18 protein-coding genes are annotated in these 22541 nt (G+C 39.8%); 3 read left to right on the top strand and 15 right to left on the bottom strand.

Annotated features, from left to right (window positions below):
- The 15 genes from rbfA to recG form a co-directional block, all read right to left on the bottom strand.
- Positions 1-434: 30S ribosome-binding factor RbfA (gene rbfA, locus ABFC98_00390; protein ID MEN6444486.1), on the bottom strand; the 434-nt coding region annotated here is incomplete at its 3' end.
- Positions 431-3007, bottom strand: a complete 2577-nt coding sequence (infB, locus tag ABFC98_00385) for a translation initiation factor IF-2 (GenBank protein MEN6444485.1) — start codon at positions 3005-3007, stop codon at positions 431-433. The genes infB and rbfA, both read right to left, overlap by 4 nt.
- Positions 3004-3333 carry a ribosomal L7Ae/L30e/S12e/Gadd45 family protein gene (locus ABFC98_00380; protein MEN6444484.1) on the bottom strand — a complete coding sequence of 110 codons (330 nt, stop codon included), beginning with the start codon at positions 3331-3333 and terminating at the stop codon, positions 3004-3006. Before ABFC98_00380 ends, infB begins: the two co-directional genes overlap by 4 nt.
- Positions 3323-3568, bottom strand: coding sequence for a DUF448 domain-containing protein (locus ABFC98_00375; GenBank protein ID MEN6444483.1), 246 nt, complete (start codon positions 3566-3568; stop codon positions 3323-3325). The genes ABFC98_00380 and ABFC98_00375 overlap by 11 nt, the downstream gene beginning before the upstream one ends.
- The gene (gene nusA, locus ABFC98_00370) at positions 3568-4803 is read right to left on the bottom strand and encodes a transcription termination factor NusA (protein MEN6444482.1); all 1236 of its coding nucleotides are present in this window, start codon (positions 4801-4803) and stop codon (positions 3568-3570) included. Before nusA ends, ABFC98_00375 begins: the two co-directional genes overlap by 1 nt.
- Before the next feature lie 4 nt (positions 4804-4807).
- Positions 4808-5278: a ribosome maturation factor RimP gene (gene rimP / locus ABFC98_00365; GenBank protein MEN6444481.1), complete on the bottom strand. Its 471-nt coding sequence runs from the start codon at positions 5276-5278 to the stop codon at positions 4808-4810.
- Between the two features lie 875 nt (positions 5279-6153).
- Positions 6154-6906, bottom strand: a complete 753-nt coding sequence (gene phnC / locus ABFC98_00360; GenBank protein ID MEN6444480.1) for a phosphonate ABC transporter ATP-binding protein — start codon at positions 6904-6906, stop codon at positions 6154-6156.
- The gene (locus ABFC98_00355) at positions 6903-7829 is read right to left on the bottom strand and encodes a phosphate/phosphite/phosphonate ABC transporter substrate-binding protein (protein MEN6444479.1); all 927 of its coding nucleotides are present in this window, start codon (positions 7827-7829) and stop codon (positions 6903-6905) included. Before ABFC98_00355 ends, phnC begins: the two co-directional genes overlap by 4 nt.
- 69 nt (positions 7830-7898) lie before the next feature.
- Complete coding sequence (locus tag ABFC98_00350; GenBank protein MEN6444478.1) at positions 7899-9170, bottom strand: DUF512 domain-containing protein; 1272 nt, start codon at positions 9168-9170, stop codon at positions 7899-7901.
- Positions 9171-9186: 16 nt separating this feature from the next.
- Entirely contained in the window at positions 9187-10308 is a 1122-nt protein-coding gene (locus ABFC98_00345; GenBank protein ID MEN6444477.1) for an N-acetylmuramoyl-L-alanine amidase, read from the bottom strand.
- Positions 10305-11249, bottom strand: a complete 945-nt coding sequence (locus tag ABFC98_00340) for a radical SAM protein (protein MEN6444476.1) — start codon at positions 11247-11249, stop codon at positions 10305-10307. The genes ABFC98_00345 and ABFC98_00340 overlap by 4 nt, the downstream gene beginning before the upstream one ends.
- On the bottom strand, positions 11250-11651 hold the full coding sequence (gene cdd / locus ABFC98_00335; GenBank protein MEN6444475.1) for a cytidine deaminase: 402 nt from the start codon (positions 11649-11651) through the stop codon (positions 11250-11252).
- Positions 11652-11661: 10 nt separating this feature from the next.
- Positions 11662-12762, bottom strand: coding sequence for a sodium ion-translocating decarboxylase subunit beta (locus ABFC98_00330; protein MEN6444474.1), 1101 nt, complete (start codon positions 12760-12762; stop codon positions 11662-11664).
- A 439-nt stretch (positions 12763-13201) separates the two neighbouring features.
- Complete coding sequence (locus tag ABFC98_00325; GenBank protein ID MEN6444473.1) at positions 13202-16450, bottom strand: S8 family serine peptidase; 3249 nt, start codon at positions 16448-16450, stop codon at positions 13202-13204.
- Positions 16451-16564: 114 nt separating this feature from the next.
- Positions 16565-18664: an ATP-dependent DNA helicase RecG gene (recG, locus tag ABFC98_00320; GenBank protein MEN6444472.1), complete on the bottom strand. Its 2100-nt coding sequence runs from the start codon at positions 18662-18664 to the stop codon at positions 16565-16567.
- 210 nt (positions 18665-18874) lie between these two features.
- Between recG and ABFC98_00315 the strand changes: the two genes are divergently transcribed.
- The 3 genes from ABFC98_00315 (at position 18875) to ABFC98_00305 (ending at position 22534) form a co-directional block, all read left to right on the top strand.
- Positions 18875-19723 (top strand): polysaccharide deacetylase family protein, encoded by an 849-nt coding sequence (locus ABFC98_00315; GenBank protein MEN6444471.1) that lies wholly within the window; start codon positions 18875-18877, stop codon positions 19721-19723.
- The gene (locus ABFC98_00310) at positions 19724-20368 is read left to right on the top strand and encodes a methyltransferase domain-containing protein (GenBank protein MEN6444470.1); all 645 of its coding nucleotides are present in this window, start codon (positions 19724-19726) and stop codon (positions 20366-20368) included. It abuts the gene before it with no gap.
- Between the two features lie 516 nt (positions 20369-20884).
- Positions 20885-22534 (top strand): M20/M25/M40 family metallo-hydrolase, encoded by a 1650-nt coding sequence (locus tag ABFC98_00305; protein MEN6444469.1) that lies wholly within the window; start codon positions 20885-20887, stop codon positions 22532-22534.
- The last annotated feature ends 7 nt before the right edge of the window (positions 22535-22541 follow it).

The following is a 22541-nucleotide window of genomic DNA, read 5'->3' as shown; positions in this document are numbered from 1 at the left end:
TCTTCGTCCTCATCGAAACCAAAGAAGTCGTCATCATCATCCAAATAGTCGTCCAGATCGATATCCTGGTCTTCATCATCGTCATCGTCAAAATCATCTTTAAGCGAGGCAAGAAGGGAATCCACTTTTGCGGCGCGATCTTCTGTCTCATCATAGTAGAAAGAGAGTTCGGGGATGGTTCTCATAATTTGTGCTCCTGCTATTTGTTTTTTTATAAAGCCAGATGACTTAATCAGGAGTTCCCTGATTTGGTTATGACTGGCGGGATTGTTATAATGTGAAAAATACAACTTGGCATAATGTAAATCCTTCGAAAGGACTACATCCGTTATTTGCACCCAAACCAGTTTAGGGTCATTCAATTTTTGGGAGAGTGCAATATTACAGATTTTTTTCAATTCCTCTTGCAAACGAGGGATACGATAATTTTTCATTGCAGCTTTTTGTTAACCTCATTAACCACAAACGCTTCCAGGATATCGCCTTCTTTGATATCAGTGTAGTTTGCCAAAGAAATGCCGCATTCAGAACCGGCACGGACTTCTTTTACATCATCCGCATAGTGTTTTAAAGAACTAACGGTATCTTCGGTCACCAAAACATCGTCTCGGTATAAACGAATTTTACAATTTGCCTGCATAATTCCTTTGTCAACTTGGCAACCGGCAATGGTTCCCACTTTCTTGATTTTAAATACTTGGCGCACTGTGGCGGAGCCAATAACTTGTTCTTCATATTCCGGTTTCAACATTCCTTCCAAGGCGCTCCGCAAATCTTCCATAGCATCATAAATCACTTGATAAATTTTTATTTGCACGCCTTCATCTTCTGCCAGCTTTCTTGCCAGATGGGAAGCGCGAACATGAAAGCCAATAATTATGGCATCCGAAGCGGCAGCCAATGAAACATCCGCTTCACTTATTCCGCCTACGCTTTTATGAATGATGGAAACGCTTACTTCATCGTTGGAAAGCTTTTGAAAACTATCGGCAAGTGCTTCGGCAGATCCATCTGTATCTGTCTTCAAGATTACATTCAGAGTATTTATCTGCTCTTCTTTGATGCGGGCATATATATTTTGCAGAGAACTCTTATTCAGATATTTTTCGCGCTCAAGACGAATCTGTTGTCGTTCCACACTAATGCTGCGAGCCATCTTTTCAGTATCTACCTGATTTAAGAAATCACCTGCCTTGGGTGTGTCGGATAAACCATAAATACGGGCTACATCTGAAGGGTAAAGAACTTTAAGCTCACTGCCCCGCTCATTTTCCATTTTTCTAATTCTGCCATGCACTGCTCCACAAACCACAATGTCACTTTTACGCAGAGTTCCTTCCTGCATTAAAATTGTAGCAAAAGGTCCCATTCTGGCATCCATACCGGCTTCAATAACTACAGCTGAGGCAGGAACTTCGCGCTTGGCTTTCAAATCGAGCAATTCTGCCGTTAAGAGAATAAGTTCTATCAGATTTAATATGCCTTCTCCGGTTACGACTGAAGTTCTACACCAAGGGATATCGCCACCATATTGTTCCAGAAAGACACCTGCATCTAAAAGTTGGGATATGACCTTATCTACATTTGCCTCCGGGAGGTCAACTTTATTGATCGCGATAATCATAGCCACTTGAGCGGCTTTTGCATGATCTATTGCTTCGCGGGTTTGAGCTTTAATGCCTTCTGTGGCTGAAACCACTATTATGGCTATATCAGTTACATTTGCACCCCTGGCTCGCATTGCCGTAAATGCTTCGTGACCGGGAGTATCCAAAAAGGTTATTTTATGTTTGTTAATTTCAATCTGATAAGCTCCGATGTGTTGAGTGATGCCACCCGATTCACCTGCCACCACATTTGAATTGCGAATATAATCCAAAATGGAGGTTTTGCCATGATCCACATGACCCATAATTGTAACTACCGGCGGGCGTTTTTCTTCTTTAACTTCGTTAAATTGTTCGTGTTCTTTATCTATGATATCCATTCCGTATTCATCTTCAAAACGGTAGTCCACCTTAAATTCATCGCAGATCATCTCCAAGGAGTCCTTATCCAATCTTTGATTCATCGTAACCAGCTGACCCATCATAAAGAATTTGGAAATAATTTCCGAAGGAGGGACATTCATAATTTTGGCAAGCTCACTAACGGAAGTAAATTCTCTAATCACAATTTCATTGCTGCGGTTTTCTACATTTTGTGCTTCGCGATGGTATTTTTTGCGTTTGGAGCTTTTTTGCAGTGTCTTTTTTATATTGCGGGAAATTTCCGCTTCGTCAATTTCTACCGTTTCCACCAATTTTTGTTTGGTTTTTTTGGTGCTGGAGATAATGGCTTTTTTATGTTTGCTTTTATCGCCGAGTTCTTCATGGCTGATTTTGGCTTTACCGAATTTTTTGGGTTCACTTTCTCTACCCGGCTCGGTAACTGCAGGAACAACAACAGGTTTGGCAACCGTGCTTGGAGGCGGTTGATTTCTGTGATATTCTTTTTTATGTAATCCCGGTTTGGGGCCTACTCCTGGTTTGGGAGCAGTTGTTTCCGTTCTTGGTTTCTGAGCTGTTTTTGGCTTTTCGAAAACTGGTTTGGGGGGTTGTTCCACTGGTTTTTCCACCGGTTTTTCCACTACGGGCTTTGGTTTTTCAGGGATAGGAGGTTTTATTTCCTCTTCTTGGGCTATTTTAATTTCTTCTTTAGGAGGAGGAGTTACAACTGTTTCTACAACAGGAGGAGCGGGTTCCGGTTCTTTTTTTACTTCCGGCTCGGGTGTTTCCTGTTTGACTTTGGCGGCTTGACGCATTTCTATCAAGCGTTTGCGATCTTTTTCCGCTCTTTTTTCGGCATCTTCTTGTTCTTTATATTTCAGGCGTATTTTATCTGCGACTTCTTCATCAATTAAGCTCATATGGCTTTTAACGGACACACCCAGGTCCGTTAGATGTTTTTTTAGTGCCATAGTGCTTATTTTCAGCTCTTTGGCTAAATCATAAACTCTTACTGTCAATGTTTCCTCCTCTCTGTTTCAGAGAGCCAATATTCCATAATTTTACCAGCAAAACTTTTGTCCGTTATGCCAAACACCCCTGTTAGAGGCAAACCCAAAGCGGCGCTTATTTCTATCTGGTTTCCCGTTTCAATAATTTTATTACGGTTTCCGGTGGTTTCAGCATATTTTTTAATTTTTTCTTTTGTGCGTTCCGAGCTATCCTCTGCCAAAATTACCAGGGCTATGTTTTTTTTGTTCAGGGAGCGTTCGCAGGCATCAAAACCGGAAACCAATTTTCCTGCTTTACGGGCAAATTGCATCAAAGTAATAATCTTAGGATTCAATTTTTCTCCCATTTTTTCTTTTTTTGGCTTTTTTCAACCATTTTGATAGCCCGTTAAAACATTCTTCCGAAGGGCATAAATAAAGCTTACGCACCTGAATTTTGCGGTTACAATCAAACACAATTCCACTTGGTGTGAGAAAAAAATTGAGCAGACGATTCTGGTCAATCTTTTTCTGGCAGACCACGCAAGTTCTAATTGGAAGGTGCATTGCTTTACTATTTTTATTCGGCATTAGAAATACTTTGCTGCTTCTTTCAGCCGTTCCGCTGTTTTTTGTCCCATACCTTCCAGGTTTTTAAGCTCATCCAGAGAAGCAGTGAAAATATCTTGAACGCTGGTATAGCCGGCATTTTTTAAGACCTCTGCAAGTTTGGGAGTTACACCATCCAATTCAGTTATATGGCTAACGGTTCTACGCTCTTTAGCCATCTTTTCTTCAAATTCGGGCATTGTGTAAATATCTATTTTCATTCCCACCAGTTTGGCAGCCAGCTTCACATTTTTACCCTGTTTGCCGATCGCCGTCAATTTATCTGCTTCATCAACTATAACGCTGGCAGAGTGATTTCTTTCGATAATTACCTGTTTAATCCCAGAAATGCCAAGAGCATTTTCAATCATTTTTTCGGGATCTTCACTATGCACTACGATATCTATTTGTTCTCCGTGTAATTCTTTGCGCAGCGTATCAATGCGGGTTCCTTTGGGCCCAATACAAGCAACGATGGGATCAATTTTCGGGTTATCCGTTTCCAATTCCACTTTTGTTCTAATTCCGGGCTCACGCACGATTTTTCTAATTTTTATCTCTTCGCTGAAGATTTCGGGAATTTCCGCCTCAAACAGTTTTTTTACAAATTCAGGATTAGTGCGGGAGAGGACAATGATCACCCCTTTTTTGCCAGTGCGAATGTTCACTACATAAGCTCTGATATTTTCTCCCACTCGATAAAATTCATTTTCAATCTGTTCATCAAGAGGCAGCAAAGCGTCCGAATAGCCAATATCAATTATGTAACCGCCAAAATCATCAATTGCCTTTATTTTGCCGGTAACGATGGTATGCTTTTGTTTATTGAAATCGTTTTGGATTTTCTCGTCTTCCAGCATCCGTATTTTATCTTGGATAATTTTCTGCACGGTCTTCACCAATTTCGGCTCAAATTCGTAGAGTGACATTGTTTTTTCTATCATTTCTCCCGGCTGAGCATTGGGATTATATTCTGCTTTTGCTTCCATTAAAGATATCTGTCCCAAACCTTCTTCTCTTTCCACCACCACACTTTTGAACTGAACTTTTACGCTTCCGCTTAAATCATCCACATACACTTTTAATTCTGCCTCGGGTGTCAAACGCTTTTGTAAAGTAGATGTTACGGATTCCAGAATGATATTCTGAATCACTTCCTTATCCAACTGTTTTACAGCTGCCAGTTTGCTTAGGGCTTCAACTATATTTGTACTCATTATCTTAACCCCTCCTCCTCTCTGTGGCTAAATATACTGTCTTTGCACGGAGGATGGATTTGAACGGAATTTCCATCACCGTGCCTCGGTCATCAAGCACAATCGTATCTTGATTTACTTCCGTCAATGTCCCCATCACGGATTTTTTTTCCTCTCCCACATTATATTGAACCGCCACTTTTTCGTTTATGGCGCTCACATAATGGCTTTTAAGTTTTAAGGGACGTTCCAGTCCAGGAGAAGAGACCTCCAAAAAATAACGCTCCGGAATGAGGTCAAAAGTATCCAGTTCGTTACTCAAAGAGCGACTGAAGGCGGCACATTCATCCAAGGAAACTCCTCCCACTTTGGTAAGATATACTGTGATGATCCGCCCTTTGGCAGAAATCTTTTCATCGATGTCATACACTGCAAGATGTAATTCCTGGCAGATCTTCTTCGCTATCTCTTCAATTTGAACTCTGTAAAACTCCATTTTTTTGCCTCATTCTTATATTACTGCCAAAACGACACACTATCGTTTTTGTTATCAACAAGTTATCTTCTTCGCTTTTTAGCTTACGATAACTTCCTTCGCTGCTCTGGGAAACGGGCAAAACCGCAGCATTGTTTTGCCATTTCCTATAAATTTATCAATCTTTAACTATTTTTCTCTTACTTTTAAAGCCAATTTCACTCAAAAAAAATAGCTATCCAAAGTAGCTATCTATTTCCGTAGTTAACGGTTACTATTCCCATCAAACCGATTTTATGATCGATTTTCATTTATAAATCCATTAAGAAAATTCATCTTTAATATGTCAAGCAAAATCTTCAAATCAAGCAAGAGCTCACCCGTGAAATCGGCAGAGTGAAAGCAGATTAAAAAGAGTTTTACGGAGATAGTTTTATGGCATCACAGCAAAATAGTATGTCTCCGAAACAGGCAAGCGGGACTTATGCCCTTTATGTTTTGGAAAAATAAAGTAAACAAAACATTTTTTAGAGAACAAATGAATGCCGCAGAATAAATTTATGGTTGGGTGCAGCAAGGGTCTTTTTGTCCGTATTGCTTTTAGAGATATAATTGAATGTTGCGAAGTAGATTAGCTAATAACCCAGTAACACTTCTCTTACACTGCTCTTATCCCGTAAGAGAAGTGTAAGAGATTTGTTACAGAATTATAAGAGCTTGTAATAGGCAAAGTATTACCAGACCCCATAGCTTAAACCTATAAGGCATTTAGCTAAACTAAAATATCCCCAATGAGATAATCGGTAAATAGGTCTTTACGAAAATATCTTGTCCCTAAGAGTAAATTCTAAATTGCTTTTAGGATATTCCCAAATATAGTCGTTAACTCTTTAATCTTAAATCTCTTCGGCATCCTGTCCGTAAATTTCTTTGAAGCGGATATTATCAATTTCATTTGGGACACCCTCGAAAACCTTTTTTCCGTCTTTCAGGGCAAGAACTCTATTTCCATATCTTCTTGCCAAAGTTAAAAAGTGTAAAGAGCAGATAATTGTGATGCCTTCTTGGTTAATTTCTCCCAAGTATTGCATAATGGAATCTGCGGTGGCAGGGTCTAAACTGGCGACTGGTTCGTCAGCAAGAATTAAAGATGGTTTTTGCATCAGGGCACGAGCTATGCCAACTCTTTGTTGTTGTCCTCCGGAAAGGAATTTTACTTTTTTATCGGCAAAATCCTGTAAACCCACCTTTTGCAGGTTTTGCCTGGCAAGTTCGTAGTCCTCTTTGCTAAAAGGTGAAAGAGATGAATGATAGCCAAGGCGTCCGGTTAAAACATTAGTAAGCACGGTCAAGTTTTTAACGAGGTTAAATTGCTGAAACACCATTCCGATTTGTCTGCGATAATGCCTAAGTTCCATTCCTTGAAGAGATAGGATATTTTGGCCGCGAAACAGGACTATGCCGCCGCTGGGTTCGATAAGGCGATTGAGACAACGCAGAAATGTAGATTTTCCACTGCCTGAAAGCCCCAATAGAATAATAAAATCGCCTTCCTGAATTTGTAATGATAAGTTATCTAAAGCAAGATGATGTCCATCGTAACTTTTATTCAGGTTTTGAACTTCCAGCAGATTGGGAGCGGGATTCATTTTAATAAATCGGCAGGATCCATATTCATTGCTTTCAGAGTGGTGCGAACTACTTCATAATCCATATCCGTGGCATATTCCAAACCGTCGATATCGTAAAGTGCTTTCAAAACCTTTTTCCCTTCAGAACTTTGAGCAAAGCGATGTAGGGCTTGCACAATTATGCCTTCCAGTTCGGGAGGAAGGTCTTTACGAAAAGTAACAGTGTCATTGGGAATCCAATCCGTATAGCCAATAATTTTCACCTTATCGAAAATGTCCGAATTGGTTTCTAAGAGTTTTTCTCTGGCGTCCATTGGCTTACCTGTAGAATCTGGAGGAGACCAATAACTGCATCCAACATCTGCTCTGCCGCTATAAACGGCTAAAATTGCTTGGGGATGACCTCCGGCAAAAAAATAGTCCTTGGGAGTGATTCCCTTTTGTTTAAGAACGGCAGAAGGATAGATGTAGCCGGAGGTGGAGGCAGCATCCGTATAGGCAATTACTTTGCCTTGAATATCCTGTATGGATTTTATCTTACTATCGCTTCGTGCTACAAATTGTCCGCGATATTTGTTCAAGCCATTGCGAACCGTCATTAATTGAACTTTGGCATCGTATTTCTGCTTAGCTAAAATATAAGCATAAGTAGGAAGCCAAGCAATATCTGCTTGGTAGGTTCCCAGTGCTTCTATAACAGCCGCATAACTTGTAGGGACGGCTACTTTGAAATGCAGTTTCGTTTCTTCTTCCAAATATTTGGCAATTGCTTCACCGCTGGAAACTACTTTTCCTGCTTCGAGAGAAGGAACAAAAAACATTTTAACGGGATTTTGTTTGGCGCCAAGCTTGCGATTTGCTTTTTCCAAACGACTTTCTTGATTCCCACAACCCAGTATCAATAATGCTGCAAAGGCAAGGAGTATATATTTTTTTGACATAAGCATCATCTCCTTCTATATCAAATAAAAAAACTATCTTTCTATCTGCTTTCTCAGGTCAAGCAAAAATTATAAATAATCCCATTCCTCAAAGAATTGGTCGATCAGTAAAATCGGGTTTTTCCAGGTCTCTTTAAATGTAGAAAATCCTTTTCCATCCAAGGTTTCACCTTCAGTATTAAAAATGCAGGAAGGCAAAATAAGGGTGTCATCTTGCTCAGGAGCAAGCTGAGCGTATAAATCGGCATAAGTAATCAATCCGCAAACAGTTATATCCGAGCCAAAGAAGTCATTTTTAATTATTTGAACTTTTACCATTTGATTTTCCAGCCGCTTATTGAGGTCTTCAGCAATTTTAAGTATGATTTCTTGTGCGGCTGTAGAACCAATCATCAGATAATTTACCGGTTTTTTACGCAGCTCTTTCAACAACGCTCTTTTTTTCTGTTTATAATTTTGAATGGATAAACGCAACATCCCGATTCCGTTTTCCAACTGAGGATAATCCAGATAATAGGACTCTTCCGGAATTTCTCTCTCCGCAAGGATATAAAATTCATCGGCAGGATAGATGATTTCGCTGTGATAAGCGTTTCTTGTTTCTTCTATCAGGTCTAAAACATACTCGGAGTTTTGACGGTTGAAGGGTTTTAGTTCGCAAAGATTTTGCCTGTATTTAGTTAAGCCCACGGGGACAACTCCAATGGAAAGGCAATTTAAATGAGAAGTTAGGATGTCTTGCAAAGTTCGTTTTAAAGCTGCGCCGTCATTATAACCTGGCACACAAACAATTTGAAGATGAAAACTGATGCCGTGAAAACTGAGATGTTTCAGAATTGATAAGGCATCTACTTGTTGGGCGGAACGCATCATTTTCTGTCGCAAAACATTATCGGTAGTATGCAAGGAAACATACAAGGGAGTGATCCTTTGTTCTATAATGCGGTTATAATCATCTTCCTTAAGGTTGGTAAGCGTGATATAGTTGCCAAAAACATAGGAATAAAGATAATCATCGTCTTTCACATAAAGCGTATTTCTTAGGTAGGGAGGCATTTGGTCGATAAAGCAAAAAATGCAGGAATTTTCACATTGCCTAATTTTGTAGGGCTCGGGGTCAATTCCCAGGAAGCTTTTTTCCTCCCGCTGAATTTGGACGATGCGTTTATCTCCTGTGGCAGACATAATTTCCAGCTCAAAAATATAATCCGAAGTAAGCAGCTCCAAATCTAAAAAATCACGCACTTCTTGCCCGTTTACGGAAATAAGTTTCTCGCCGGTTTGGATTCCATTTTTGGCTGCTAAACTTTTCGGGAGGACATTTTGGATAATTACGGACATAGGCAGTTTATTCCTTTTATGTATTTCTAATTCTATCGTAGCGGAATTTGAAACGCTTTATACCTTCAAAAATAGTCCGTGCCAGTTGTTGCTGATATTCTTCGTTGATCAACAGCTGTTCTTCTTCCGGATTACTGATAAACCCAAGTTCAATTAGGATGGAAGGCATAAAAGCGCCTCGTAAAACATAAAAATTTGCCTGTTTAACACCTCTATCTAAATTTTGGGTGCCGGCTATCAAATTTTGCTGCACGCTGATAGCCATATTATTACTGTTTTCCAGATGTTCTGTCTGACTCAGATCGCTGAGAATGAAATCCAGATCGTCATATTTCTTTTTTGCTTCAGTTCCACCTTCAAATCGTTCTACAACGCCATTTTCAAGTGCTTCTACAGCTCTGGCGTCGGAGGTCTGAGCCGTAGATAAATAATAGGTCTCAATTCCTCTTGAACTGGTTGCCCTACTGGAATTGGAATGTATGCTGACAAAGAGGTCTGCCTTTTTTTCATTGGCAAAGCGAGTTCTATCCTGCAAAGAGACGAAGCGATCGTTATCTCGCGTTAGCAAAACATTCATCCCAAGTTCTTTTTCCAGGATGCTTTTCAGTTTCAAAGCCACGGCCAGATTAACATCTTTTTCATTGGAGTTCAATTTTCTTCCTATTGCGCCGGGATCCTTACCTCCGTGTCCTGGGTCAAGAACAATGGTTTTTACGCTATTATCGATTGGTTTGGCAATTTGGAGTGCATAACCTTTGCGTTTAACCTGGTTCGGGAACTGCATTCGTAAATGTTCGGTTACAAAAATGGAAGGCAGATATAAACAATCTCCTTTGCGGATAAAAGGATAGTTCATATTATAAGAGACAGCTTTCAGAGTGTAATAGGACGAATTTTCCAGAAAGATAAACTGTTCATCGTAGATGTTCAAATAGATGCGATTGTCCGCTCTATCCTGTTTACAGATAGCTTTGAAGATATTACAGAAATCATCCAAATTCACATAAGCGATTTTGGAAATATTTGTTTCCCGCAAGCTTTGGGGTTGAGATTCACCTGTTTTTTGGATGCTGATATTGCCGAAGAGCAATGCCAAACAAGTGAAGAACATTAAAGTAGTAAGTATCTTATTTTTCATAGTGTTTGCTTCTTTTGGGGGTTAAATTCGGAACAAGGATTTAGTTCTTCCGGGGCATTACTAAAATCGGGAGTCCAGACATCCGAATGGGATATTTCCTGCGTGTAAATGTTCGTAAAACCAAGCTCTAAAGCAGTGTCAACTACATCCTGATATTCCTTTTCCGTTATGCCTCTGCTTAATTCTTTATAATTCATTGCTTTGCCGGCTGGATAATACTGACCCATAAGAGAGAGGGTGATATTCAAATTTAGTTCATCTGCCAAAAGGCGTAAATTTTCTTTGCACCCGGATAAACCATCTGGTAAAATCAATAATCTGATTATCATTCCTTGTTGGGCGATTCCCTGCTGGTCAATTTCTAAAAGCCCTGTTTGGGCAAACATTTCTTTGATGGCGGCAAGGGCAAAGGAAGGATAATCTAAAGCGGAGGAATATTTGCCGGCATATATTTTGTGTGCATACTTAAAATCGGGCAGATATATATCTATCAAGCCCTTAAGCGTTTGCAGCGTTTCCACTTTTTCATAAGCGGAAGAATTCCAAACCACCGGAATGGTTAAACCTTCTTTTTTGGCGGTAATGAGCGACTCTCTAATTTGTGGTGTATAGTGAGTAGGAGTAACCAGATTGATATTATGGGCTCCTTCTTTTTGTAAGTTCAGCATCAGTTCAATTAATTTATCCTCGGTGATGTATTTTCCTTTGCCACCTGTAGAGATCTCATAATTTTGACAAAAAACACAGCGCAAGTTGCATCCTGAAAAGAAAATAGTGCCACTACCTCTATTTCCGGTCAAAGGTGGTTCTTCCCCAAAATGCTTAGTTACCAAATTAACTTTTAAGTTCTGGGTAACTCCACAAAAACCTGGTTGGATGGTTCTATCAATCCCACAGTTACGCGGGCAGATATTACAGGAAAGCATTTGCGGGTATTGCATTTAGGCCTTATTAAGCGTGAAGGCCTCTGGCAGAAGGTCTTTGATATTTAGCAACCGAACCGTTTTACGATTGGCATAAATGATGTTGATATCTGGTGCAAATTCATATATAACCTGCCGGCAAGCGCCACAGGGAGGAAAACTTTCTTCGCTATCGACAAAAACGGCTATCTCGGCAAAATTTTTGTGTCCTTCGCTAATCGCTTTAAAAATGGTATTGCGTTCAGCACATATAGTTAAGGAATATGAGGCATTTTCCACATTACAACCAGTGATGATATGTCCATCAATGGTTCTTACGGCACAACCGACTTTATAGTTGGAATAGGGAGAATAAGCATTGGTAGATGCCTTTTTTGCTTCCTCCAACAGTTCTTTTTCCTTCGGTGACAAGTTCAGCATATTTATACCTCTAAGCTAAAAGAGCCAAAATTATTCCGCCGGCAATGACAGAGCCAATTTGCCCTCCCACATTTACACTTACGGCCGGCATCAGTAAAAAGTTAAAGGGGTCTTCCTTCAAGCCCATTTGATGTATTACTCTGGCACTCATTGGAAAGGCAGAAATTCCGCAAGCTCCAATCATTGGGTTTATCTTTTCCTTTCTGAACATATTGAGCAGTTTGGCAAAAAGCACTCCCCCCGCTGTGTCAAAAATAAAAGCAACCAATCCCAATGCCAAAATCAACATAGTTTGGGGAACCAGGAAAAGTTCTCCCTGCATTTTGGATGCAATAGTTATCCCCAAAAGGATGGTAACCAAATTACCCAGTTCATTTTGAGCCGTTTTGCTAAGCCCTTCCAATACACCGGACTCCCGAATTAAATTTCCGAACATTAAAAAACCGATTAACGCCAAAGAGGCAGGGACAAAAATGCCAGCTATAATCGTTATCGCAATGGGAAATATAATTTTCACCGTTTTAGGAACATCTCCGCTGTGATAATCCATTCTTATGCGACGCTCTTTTTTTGTCGTAAGCAAGCGAATGACCGGCGGTTGAATAATCGGCACCAATGCCATATAAGAATAAGCGGCAACTGAAATTGCTCCTAACAAATTGGGGGCAAAACGATTGGCAACATAAATGGAAGTTGGCCCATCGGCGGCTCCAATAATGCCAATACTGGCTGCTTCCTTAATGTCAAAACCCAAAGAGGCAGCTAAAACAATGGTTACAAAAATGCCTAATTGAGCGGCGGCTCCAAATAAGAGCATAAAAGGATTTTTCAGCAAGGGGCTAAAATCGATCATTGCTCCGATAGCTACAAAAATTAGGAGCGGAAACAATTCCGTATCAATTCCTGCCTTGAATAAAATCCCTAAGGGAGAATGTTCGCCTATGGCAGCCGAAAGTGGAATATTAGCTAAAATTGTGCCAAAACCGATTGGCAACAACAATGTTGGTTCATAATTGTGTTTTATCGCCAACCAAATCAACACCAAACCGATCAAAATCATTATTATTTGTTTCAGTTGAAAGCTAAGTATTCCGGAAAGCAGTGTCTCCATCCATACAACTCCTGTTTCTTATCGCTTTTGCCACTATTGTGAAAAGGGTTTGTTTGTCAAGCAAATGTAGCTGAAACAATAAGAAGATAATGTGAAACCTGATTTGAATATTCGAAAAAGGTTTACTGGCTGATAATGCTTAGAGTGTTGATAGAGTTGCCATTACCTCAAAGTTAGGAAAATATCCGTTAACATTCTTACGGTTTGTTTGGCAGCGCATATTCATAACGGAGCTACAAACGCTATGGACAGCATAAAGACAAAAGTCAGGAAACATATATGCCCAAACGGTTTTGACTAAGGTAACAGATATTTAAGCATAATGGCTCCTGACTTTTCTTTTGCAGAAGGTTCTTGTTTTCCCTTCTACACCATTTTATAACATTATTCTATCTCATAGGATGTTCATTTTAGGATTCAAACTTTTCCATAAAGTTCACTATTTCATTAGAATCATTTTTTTGGTGGAGCTATATTTTCCTGATTTCATGCGGTAAAAATATAATCCGCTGGAAACGCCATTGCCCTTATCATCTTGTCCATTCCACACAAATTTATGGTTTCCTGATTCCAGATTTCCACTGAATAGGGTTTTTACTTTTTGTCCTTTCTGATTATAAACTTCCAGTTCAGTAAAATCCGGAGTGGATAAAGTAAAGCTAATTGTCGTTTCCGGATTGAACGGATTGGGGTAAGCACCGTAGAGCGTTGTTTCTAAAGCAGGTAGCAATGGGTCTGTAATAGGGGTTTGTTGATAGGCATTATTGGTTCTTCCAAAACCACCCAGATAAGTTGGCCAGAGCATTGCCTGAGCTCCTCTTTTAACATCAATGATGGCCAGTCCGGAATCAGTTGGGAAAGCAATATCCAAATCGTTATCACCATCTATATCGGCAAGGGAGGCAGATATTTTTATATTTCCGCCAATCGTGATGGGGAAATTAGCAGATTCAGTTCCATCTATGCGAACGGAATGGAAAAGACCCGTGGCATCTCCAAAAATAATGCCTGCATTGTTATCACCATCAAATCTTGCGATTACAGGCGTGCATTCCACAGCGTTTTCAATGCTAATTGGCGTTCCGGCAAGATCGGCTCCTAAACCGTTCATAATATAGATAGTTCCGTTATTGGCGATCAGCACGATTTCTTTTATATTGTCATTATTGACATCAGCTACCACGGGACTGGTTTTAATTTGCGTTCCGATATTTTTTTGGAAAAGGATACTGCCATCATTATTTAACGCGTAAAGATATCCGCCGTTGCTTGAAGCGATCAGAATTTCAGGGAGAGTGTCTGAATCCAGATTGGCTATGCAAATGGCGTTTTGAGAACCGCCTCCATTAAGGGTTATGGGAAAACCGGCCAAGACCTGTCCATTTTGAGAACTGATGGCATTAAGAGTTCCATTCAAGGCAATGGCTAAAATATCCATATAACCGTCATTATTAATATCTCCGATAGCCAGAGGAGCTAAATAAGCGCCACTAATGGTAACCGGGAAATTCGCAAAGTTAGTGCCGTCGCCATTAAACACATTCACAACACCGTTTTGAGTGATGCAAGCGGCTTTGGGTTCGGAAGCAGGATTGGGACGGAAAATAACCGGACCATTTCGTAAAGTTCCTCCGGCAGGAACTGTCCATTTAATTTGGCCTAAATCATTAAAACAGATAACCTGATTATTTTGCAAACAGGCGACAAACTCACGGTTGGCATCACTATTGATATTTCCCATAGCCATAGAACCAAGAATATTGGAAGAGGTCTGAACGGGAAAACCGGGGTAACTGGTTGAGCCATTGATAAGTAATGATTCAATACTACCATTTGCTCCCCCGAAAATAACTTCTTTATTGCCATCCTCATCCAGGTCTATTAAGAAGGGTGAAGAATTTGTGGCTGCACCAGAATTGAAGGGCCAACCTGCTTGATTTAAAGAAAGGGGTATATCCAAAGCAAGGGTTTTATTGTAAGGATATGTATAATTTGCATTTGCTTGCATATAAAATTGAAAAGGTATGGGTTCGGAAGGAAGTGATGCCACTGTTTGAAACTTAAAGGGTTGGTTAATATTCAATAAAGTTGTGCCGGCATACATCGTTCCAAAAGTGGCTACAGAATCAATGATGGTTACTCCGGGATAGTTGCAGCGCAATTTAACGGTTACATTTTCCGCCTGTAACCAGCCCAGGCCTGTAATCGGGTTCAAATAATTGGTAAGAGCTATCTTCAAATTGATTATTTCTCCCGGATTAGCAATTCCGTCATTATCTCCCGTTGCTGCTTCCAGTATATAATCTTCAATTTGCAGATTGGGTATTTTATCATACATAGTAGCTGTGTAAGCATTTACTCTTCCTGCGCCCAACATACCTGCAAAATCAGGATTTATACTATCAATATTATCAGCAGTCAGCATCAGCCGCTGCATTAACTGATTGGGAGTTAAATTGGGATTGAGAGATTTAACCAAAGCAGCTACACCAGCGGCAACAGGGCTCGCCATAGAAGTTCCATCGTAAGCTGCATATCCGTTTCCATTTATAATAGTGGATAGAATTCCTGAACCGGGGGCACAAATATCTATGGGTGCACCGTAATCCGAAAAGGATGATTTGAAATCACCCTGAGCAACGGAAGCCACACATAAGGCATTAGTACAATCGGCAGGATAATCTTGATAGGAATTATTGTGTTCCGTATTTTCATTACCAGCGGCAGAAACTACCAAAGCGCCCAAGGCAGTTACATAATTAACGATGGAATTAGGATAAGTTCCTGTTCCCACACTTCCCCAGCTGGCATTTATAACATCGGCTCCGATTTCACCGGCATATTTTACTTGATCGTAAGCATAAGATACACCCGTGGCAGCAGAAGTATTGGGAGCTCCTTTACAACAAAGAATGGAAACATTTGGGCAGGTTCCGATCACGCCAATTTCATTATTGCCAACGGCTCCTGCACAACCTGCAACATGGGTTCCATGATCGTTGGCAGAAAAATCTTGATAGGGATTATTATCGGAATTATAAAAATCCCAGCCCATCAGGTCATCAATTTTGCCTCCACCTTCTCCGGCGTCAACTCCATTGCCACCACTGATTGTTCCGGCATCCCAATTTATCGTCATTCCGGGTGATTCGGCAGGATTTATCCAGATATTGGCTCTCAAATCAGGATGATTCCATTTTACGCCTGAATCTGTAATTGCCACTAAAACATCATGACTACCCATTGTGTAATCCCAAGCATCAAAACTTTGGAGTAACGAATGCGCATATTGCAAATTTAACATAGGATCGTTAGGAACGAATCTGGGACGGTTAATCCCTTCAAATTCGGCATATACAAGATTGGGGTCTTTAGCTAACAGCTCCAATGCTTTATCCATATTTGCATCGCTATCCAGAAAGAGGCGATAGTGATTTTGTAGATAAATTCCTTTATCGTTCCATTCGGGAGCTTTCACATAAGGGTGCATTTGTTTCATATCTATTATTCTTAGCTCTTCGGCTAATTGGTCAAAGGATTTCATTCCTGTGTGAACCACATTGTTCTCCATCGTAAATGGAACAACTCCATCAATATTGGGAACGGCAGTTTTCGTAAAACAGGCAATTATAGTTTTAGAGTAGAATAAATCGGGATCAAAATTGATTGCCATCAGCAGGCAACTCATTATTAATAAGGTTGTAAGGATACACAGCTTTTTCATTGATACCTCAAAGGTCTTTTTTTTCTCACATTATAATTATGGTAATTTCGTCAAACTCTTTTTTCTTCACGCAGGGCGCTAATATAAGATAAGCTCTTCTTTTTTAATATATTGGCTAAAATACAGTTTTTTTACGAGGCCATTTTCGGGCAGCTTAAAATCGGGATCTGCTTTTATTATTTCAAAGGCATCTTTTCTTGCTTGTTGCAGGATTTGCTGATCGCGCATAATATTGGCAAAATGAAATTGGGGCATACCGGATTGTTCAAAACCAAAAAGATCGCCCGGTCCGCGTAGTTCCAAATCCTTTTCAGCAATTATAAAACCGTCCGTGGTTTTAGTCATTGTGGCGAGGCGTTGCCAGGCAATTTTATTCACCGGTTCGTGATATATCAAATAACAATATGCTTTTGCATTTCCTCTGCCAACTCTACCTCGCAATTGATGTAATTGAGCCAAACCAAATCGCTCGGCGTGTTCTACGATCATCACACTGGCATTGGGAATATCCACTCCCACTTCAATCACGGTTGTGGAAACCAAAATTTTTATTTCGCCTGCCTTAAAACGCAGCATAATAGAGTCCTTTACTTTGGCTGGCATTCTTCCATGTAAAAGGCAAGCAGGATATTCAGGGAAGACCTTCGTAGAAATATATTCATAAAGTTGCGTGGCATCCACGAGGGAGATTTTTTCGGATTCTTCTATCAAAGGACACACAATATACACTTGTCTGCCGGCTTCAAGCTCTTTGCGGATTTCACTATAAACGGTTTCTATCTTATTGGCAGGGCGGATAATAGTTGTCACCGGTTTCCGGGTAGGGGGTAGTTCATCTAAAATGCTCACTTCCAAATCGCCATAAACGGTCATTGCCAAACTGCGCGGAATGGGAGTTGCCGAAAGATATAATAAATCAGGGTGCAAAGCCATTCGCGCTAATTGGGCACGTTGTTCCACTCCAAAACGATGTTGTTCGTCAACACAAGCAAAACCCAACCGTTTGAATTTAATGTCTTTTTGTAAAAGGGCATGCGTTCCAATCACAATTTGAGCTTTACCACTGGCTATTGCCTCTTTGATTTCGTCCTTACCTTTATAAACACCCCCTTTAAGCAAATGAACCTGAAGGTCAAAACCTTTTAGCAGAGAGGATATTGTTTCATAATGTTGTTCCGCCAAAATTTCCGTTGGCGCCATCATTACCGCTTGATAATCATTTTCCACAGCCAAAAGCATTGCAAATAAAGTCACCACTGTTTTTCCACTGCCTACATCACCTTGCAATAAACGACTCATCTGTTTTTCAGACCACATATCGGCAAAAATTTCCCATAAGACCTTTTTCTGCGCGCGAGTTAAAGTAAAGGGCAATTTTTTATAAAGAGCGGTTGTCAGTTGTTTTTTATTGATAAATGAAATACCCTGCGTTTTTGTGGTATGATATATTTTATGCCGCGCCCATAACAGTTGAGAATAAAAAAAATCCTCGTAGGCAAAACGCCTGCGGACTATTTCCATTTCTTTCGGATGTTGACCAAAGTGCATTTTTTGCAAGGCAATTTTGCGCGGCAGAAAATTATGTTTTGCCAAAATGTAGTCCGGCAGCTTTTCTTCTATCAGATCCGCATAAAGACCAAAAGCACCGTAAATCAACCGCCGCATCAATTTTTGGTTAATCCCTTCCGTTAAAGGATAAACCGGTAAGACCTCCTGATTTTTCCAGAAAGCGTCTTTTGCTTCTTCTTCATCATCAATCAGTTCAAATTCGGGATGAATCATTTGTAATTGACCGTTAAATTCTGAAATTGTTCCATTCAACCACACTGATCTACCCGGAATGAACATTTTTTCATAAATGGTTGGATATGCAAACCAGGAGCAAATTAACCTTACTTTTCCATCACTAACGCCCACATTAAGGATATTTTTGCCTTTTGCCGATTTGTGCACATCAACCCAGGATATCATTGCCGTGAAAGCAATTAAATCACCCGGTTTAATTTCTGTTAAAGCCACATTCACTTTGCGGTTGATATATGCCTTGGGAAAATACTCCATCAAATCCAAAATGCTCTTTATGCCAAGTTTGCCTAAAAGGCGAGCACGATTTTCTCCCACTCCTTTCAGGTATTTAACCTCGCTGTGGAGATCAGTGTTTTTTTTCTTTTCTTCCATATAAAAACCCAGAAATGAAAACCGACCAAAGTTGTCAATCCAGTAACACCAAAAAAAAGACACGCCTTAAATATTTATGCCATTAGCGGCTACATAAGCCAAAGTTACCTTTTGGGATTATACCTTACTTAGCATCAGCGCTGAAAAACCTATTGACATTTTTCCCTCTCATTGCAGTAAGGAATTTTTCTACCAAGGGAGCTAAAAAATATGATGGAAAACCCTAAATCCATATTCACAATAGATGTAGAGGACTATTATAATGTTACCGAAGAAAGAGGTGAGCCACCTGTTTCGGAATGGGATTCTCTACCGAGCATAGTAGAAAGCGGTTTTTTAAAATTGCTGGATATGCTTGATACATACCAAGTTAAGGCAACCTGCTTCTTTCTGGGATATGTAGCTAAAAAATATCCCCATTTAGTAAAAGAAGCCCAAAAAAGAGGGCACGAAATTGCTTCGCACAGTATGTATCATCGCCTGATCTATAAAATGAGCAGGGAGGATTTTATTGCCGATTTGCTTTCCTCCAAGAAAATATTGGAAGATATTTGTTCCGAAGAAGTTACTGCTTTCAGAAGCCCCAGTTTTTCCGTCACCGAAGCTATACCTTGGTTTTTTGATGCACTTGCGGAAGCGGGTTTTTCTGCCGATTCATCTGTTTTTCCCGTTAAAAGAGATTACGGAGGGTATAAAACCACGCAGAAAAAACCCTTCTGGATAAAAACCGCCAAGGGTGATATCTGTGAATTTCCGATTTCTGTGGCGCCTTTATGTGGGAAGGAATTTTGTTTCTTCGGTGGAGGATATTTGCGTTTATTCCCCAAACGGATTATACTATCTATGCATAAAAAACTTGCCCAACAGGGAATACCGACTCTATATTACATTCACCCACGGGAAATTGAGCCACAACATCCACGCTTGAAAATGAATAGGCGTGCCTATTTTAAAAGTTATGTAAACTTAAATACGGTGCAACCCAAGCTAAAGGCAATTCTTTCCAGCGGCAAATTTGTTACCTGTAAAGAATATATAAAAACAATGAAGGATAATTAGATGCAAAATAAAGCAAAAACAGCATCCTTTTTTGATGGCTATGCTGGCGATTTCAATGCCATTTACGGAACGGGGACAGGACCTTTTCAACGCCTTATCAATAAATGGTTTCGGCAAACAATGCGGATTCGCTTTCAGAAGACCATAGAGGAATGTAAACCTTTAAAAGATAAGACAATTCTGGATATCGGTTGTGGTTCCGGAATTTATGATTTAACTTTGGCAAAATATTCACCCGCACTAATTTACGGCATAGATTTTGCCCCAGGGATGATCGAACTGGCAAAAAAGGAAGCCCAAAAAACGGGAATGGATAATATCTGCCAATTTGCCCTTGCCGATTTTAATACTCTACCGGAAGATAAAAAGTATAACTACCTTATTCTAATGGGTTTTATGGACTATATGGAAAATCCCCAACAGGTTATAGCTAAAACAATGCGTTTGGCAACCGAGAAAGTTCTCTTCAGTTTTCCCTCCAGTAAGGGCTTTTTGGCTTGGCAACGCCAAATTCGCTATAAATTTAAATGCCCGCTTTACCTTTATAGTGAAAAACAACTGCAAGAACTTTTTGCCAATATTGCTCCCTGGCAATGCCGCATAGAAAATATCGGCAGGGATTTTTTCGTTACGCTGTATAAATAGCAATAGCTGAACCTATCTCCCCAAAAGTGTAGCCGGAGGACGCTGATCCTCCGCATTTTGTGTAGTCGGAGGACGCCGATCCTCCGCATTTTGTGTAGCTGGAGGACGCCGGTCCTCCGCAAGAAAATTATTTTCCCCCACCTTTTGCTCCCCCCCAAAATCTTTACCCCATTTACAAGCCATCTTCACTTCCCGCTTGCCAAATCCTTTCATAACACTGTAACAATGCCGTAACACTTCTCTAACGAAATAAGAGAAGTGTTACGGAAGTGTTACTGAGTCATAAGACATCCCACTAAGTATGATGAGGCGAAAAAAGGATGGTAATTATTTTTATTGACAAATCCGCATTCATAAATATTTATAATTTAGGAGAAGAAAAATTACGGAAAGTGAATTAGATAACCCAAAAGATATTGCTCCTGTATATGGCACTCATCTGACAAGAAGCAGCGGGCAGATTAAGATAAAAGCAATTGCTTAGCTGCCCGGTAAATGGACTTTATAGGAGAAACAATGAAAAAGACCTGCTTTCTATTGGCTTTTTTAATTGCAATCAGTTTTCTGTCCGCTCAGTTTGCAGATCCGAAACCAGATATTATAAATATGATATCTATGGTGAATGCTGATACTTTGAAAGCGTATGTTCAACACCTGCAGAATTATCAAAAGCGTTATGCTTTGGCTGATAATCATTTAGAGGTGGCAAATTGGATTAAGGGAAAATTTGAAAGTTATGGCTTTACCAATACTTGGATGCAGGAATATCCACATAATAATACTACTCAATATAATGTAATTGCCACTATTCCAGGATACTTATATCCTGATATTTATATCATTGTAGGAGGGCATTATGATTCAATTTCCTTTAATTCTGATTTTTTTACTTTTGCTCCCGGTGCAGATGATAATGCCAGTGGTACAGCTGGGGTATTGGAAATTGCCAGAGTGATGATGGCTACAGGATATCAACCAAAATGTTCAATTCGTTTTATTGCCTTTAGTGCAGAAGAAGGTTCCGCCTGGGGATCGGAAACATATTGCGATTATGCTATCGCTGAAAACCAAAATATCAGAGTGATGATAAACCTGGATATGGTAGCTAATAATTTGGAGGTTAGTCAAGAGTTTCGGGTTATGCCATATTTAGGTTGTGAGGAATATAGTTATGAAACGATGAGAATAGCAGAATTATATAGTTCCTATCAACCGGTTTTGGGAGTTACAGGTATGGGCTCTGATAGCTCTATTTTTTCAAGAAACGGATTTAATGCCGTATTTTTCTTTGAACGATATATCAGTTCCTATTATCATAGCAACGAGGATTTAATTGATTATCTGGATTTTCAGTATGAAGCTGAAATAGTTAAAGCAGCCACTGCAACCGTTGCTGTTTTTGCCAATCAGCCAATATTGGTGGAAAATTTAAAGGTCTATGATCCTGGAACAGGAAACTCCTTATTGGCTGAATGGGATATTTCCTCCGATCCGGAAGTTACTAAATACGCGGTATATTACGGAACAGAAATTGATTCTCTAACTTTCTGGCAATATGTGAATGCTAACCAGTGTTCTATTAGTGGGCTTGAAGAAGGACTATATTATAACATAGCTGTTTGTGCGGTAAATGATTCTGGCTTTGTAAGTATGCGAAAATTTGCAAGTGGAATTCCTTTTTCGGTTCCAACCACACCCAATTTAATTGCTGATTTTCCGGATACAACCTCTATAACTATCAAATGGCTGCCTAATCCGGAACTGGATATTGTCAGTTATAGTATCTATCGCTCTCTCGGCTTAAACGGAACAAAAACACTGATTGCAACTGTTTCTTTCTCTGATACTGCTTATATTGATGCGAATGTGGAAAGTAATGAGGAATATTATTACTATAGCATTACTGCCAATGATTTAGAGGGAAATCAAAGTCAATTTTCCGCTCCTTTGGCAAGTAGGATAATTTCAATGGACAGAGGTATTTATGTGATAGACGAAAGCAAAAATTTTAGCGGAACATCTCCTTTTCAACCGACTGATGAAGCAGTTGATGATTTTTACAATGATCTATTGGAGAACTTTGAAAATGTCTCCCATTTGGATTTGGAAGAACAAACCAGTATCTTGAAAATGGCAGATATTGGTATTTATTCTTCTATTTTGTAGCATGGCA

This window comes from Candidatus Cloacimonas sp. (genome assembly GCA_039680785.1).
Taxonomy (GTDB): domain Bacteria; phylum Cloacimonadota; class Cloacimonadia; order Cloacimonadales; family Cloacimonadaceae; genus Cloacimonas.
Note: the sequence above shows the minus strand (reverse complement) of the source record. Positions and strands in the feature narration are given on the sequence as shown.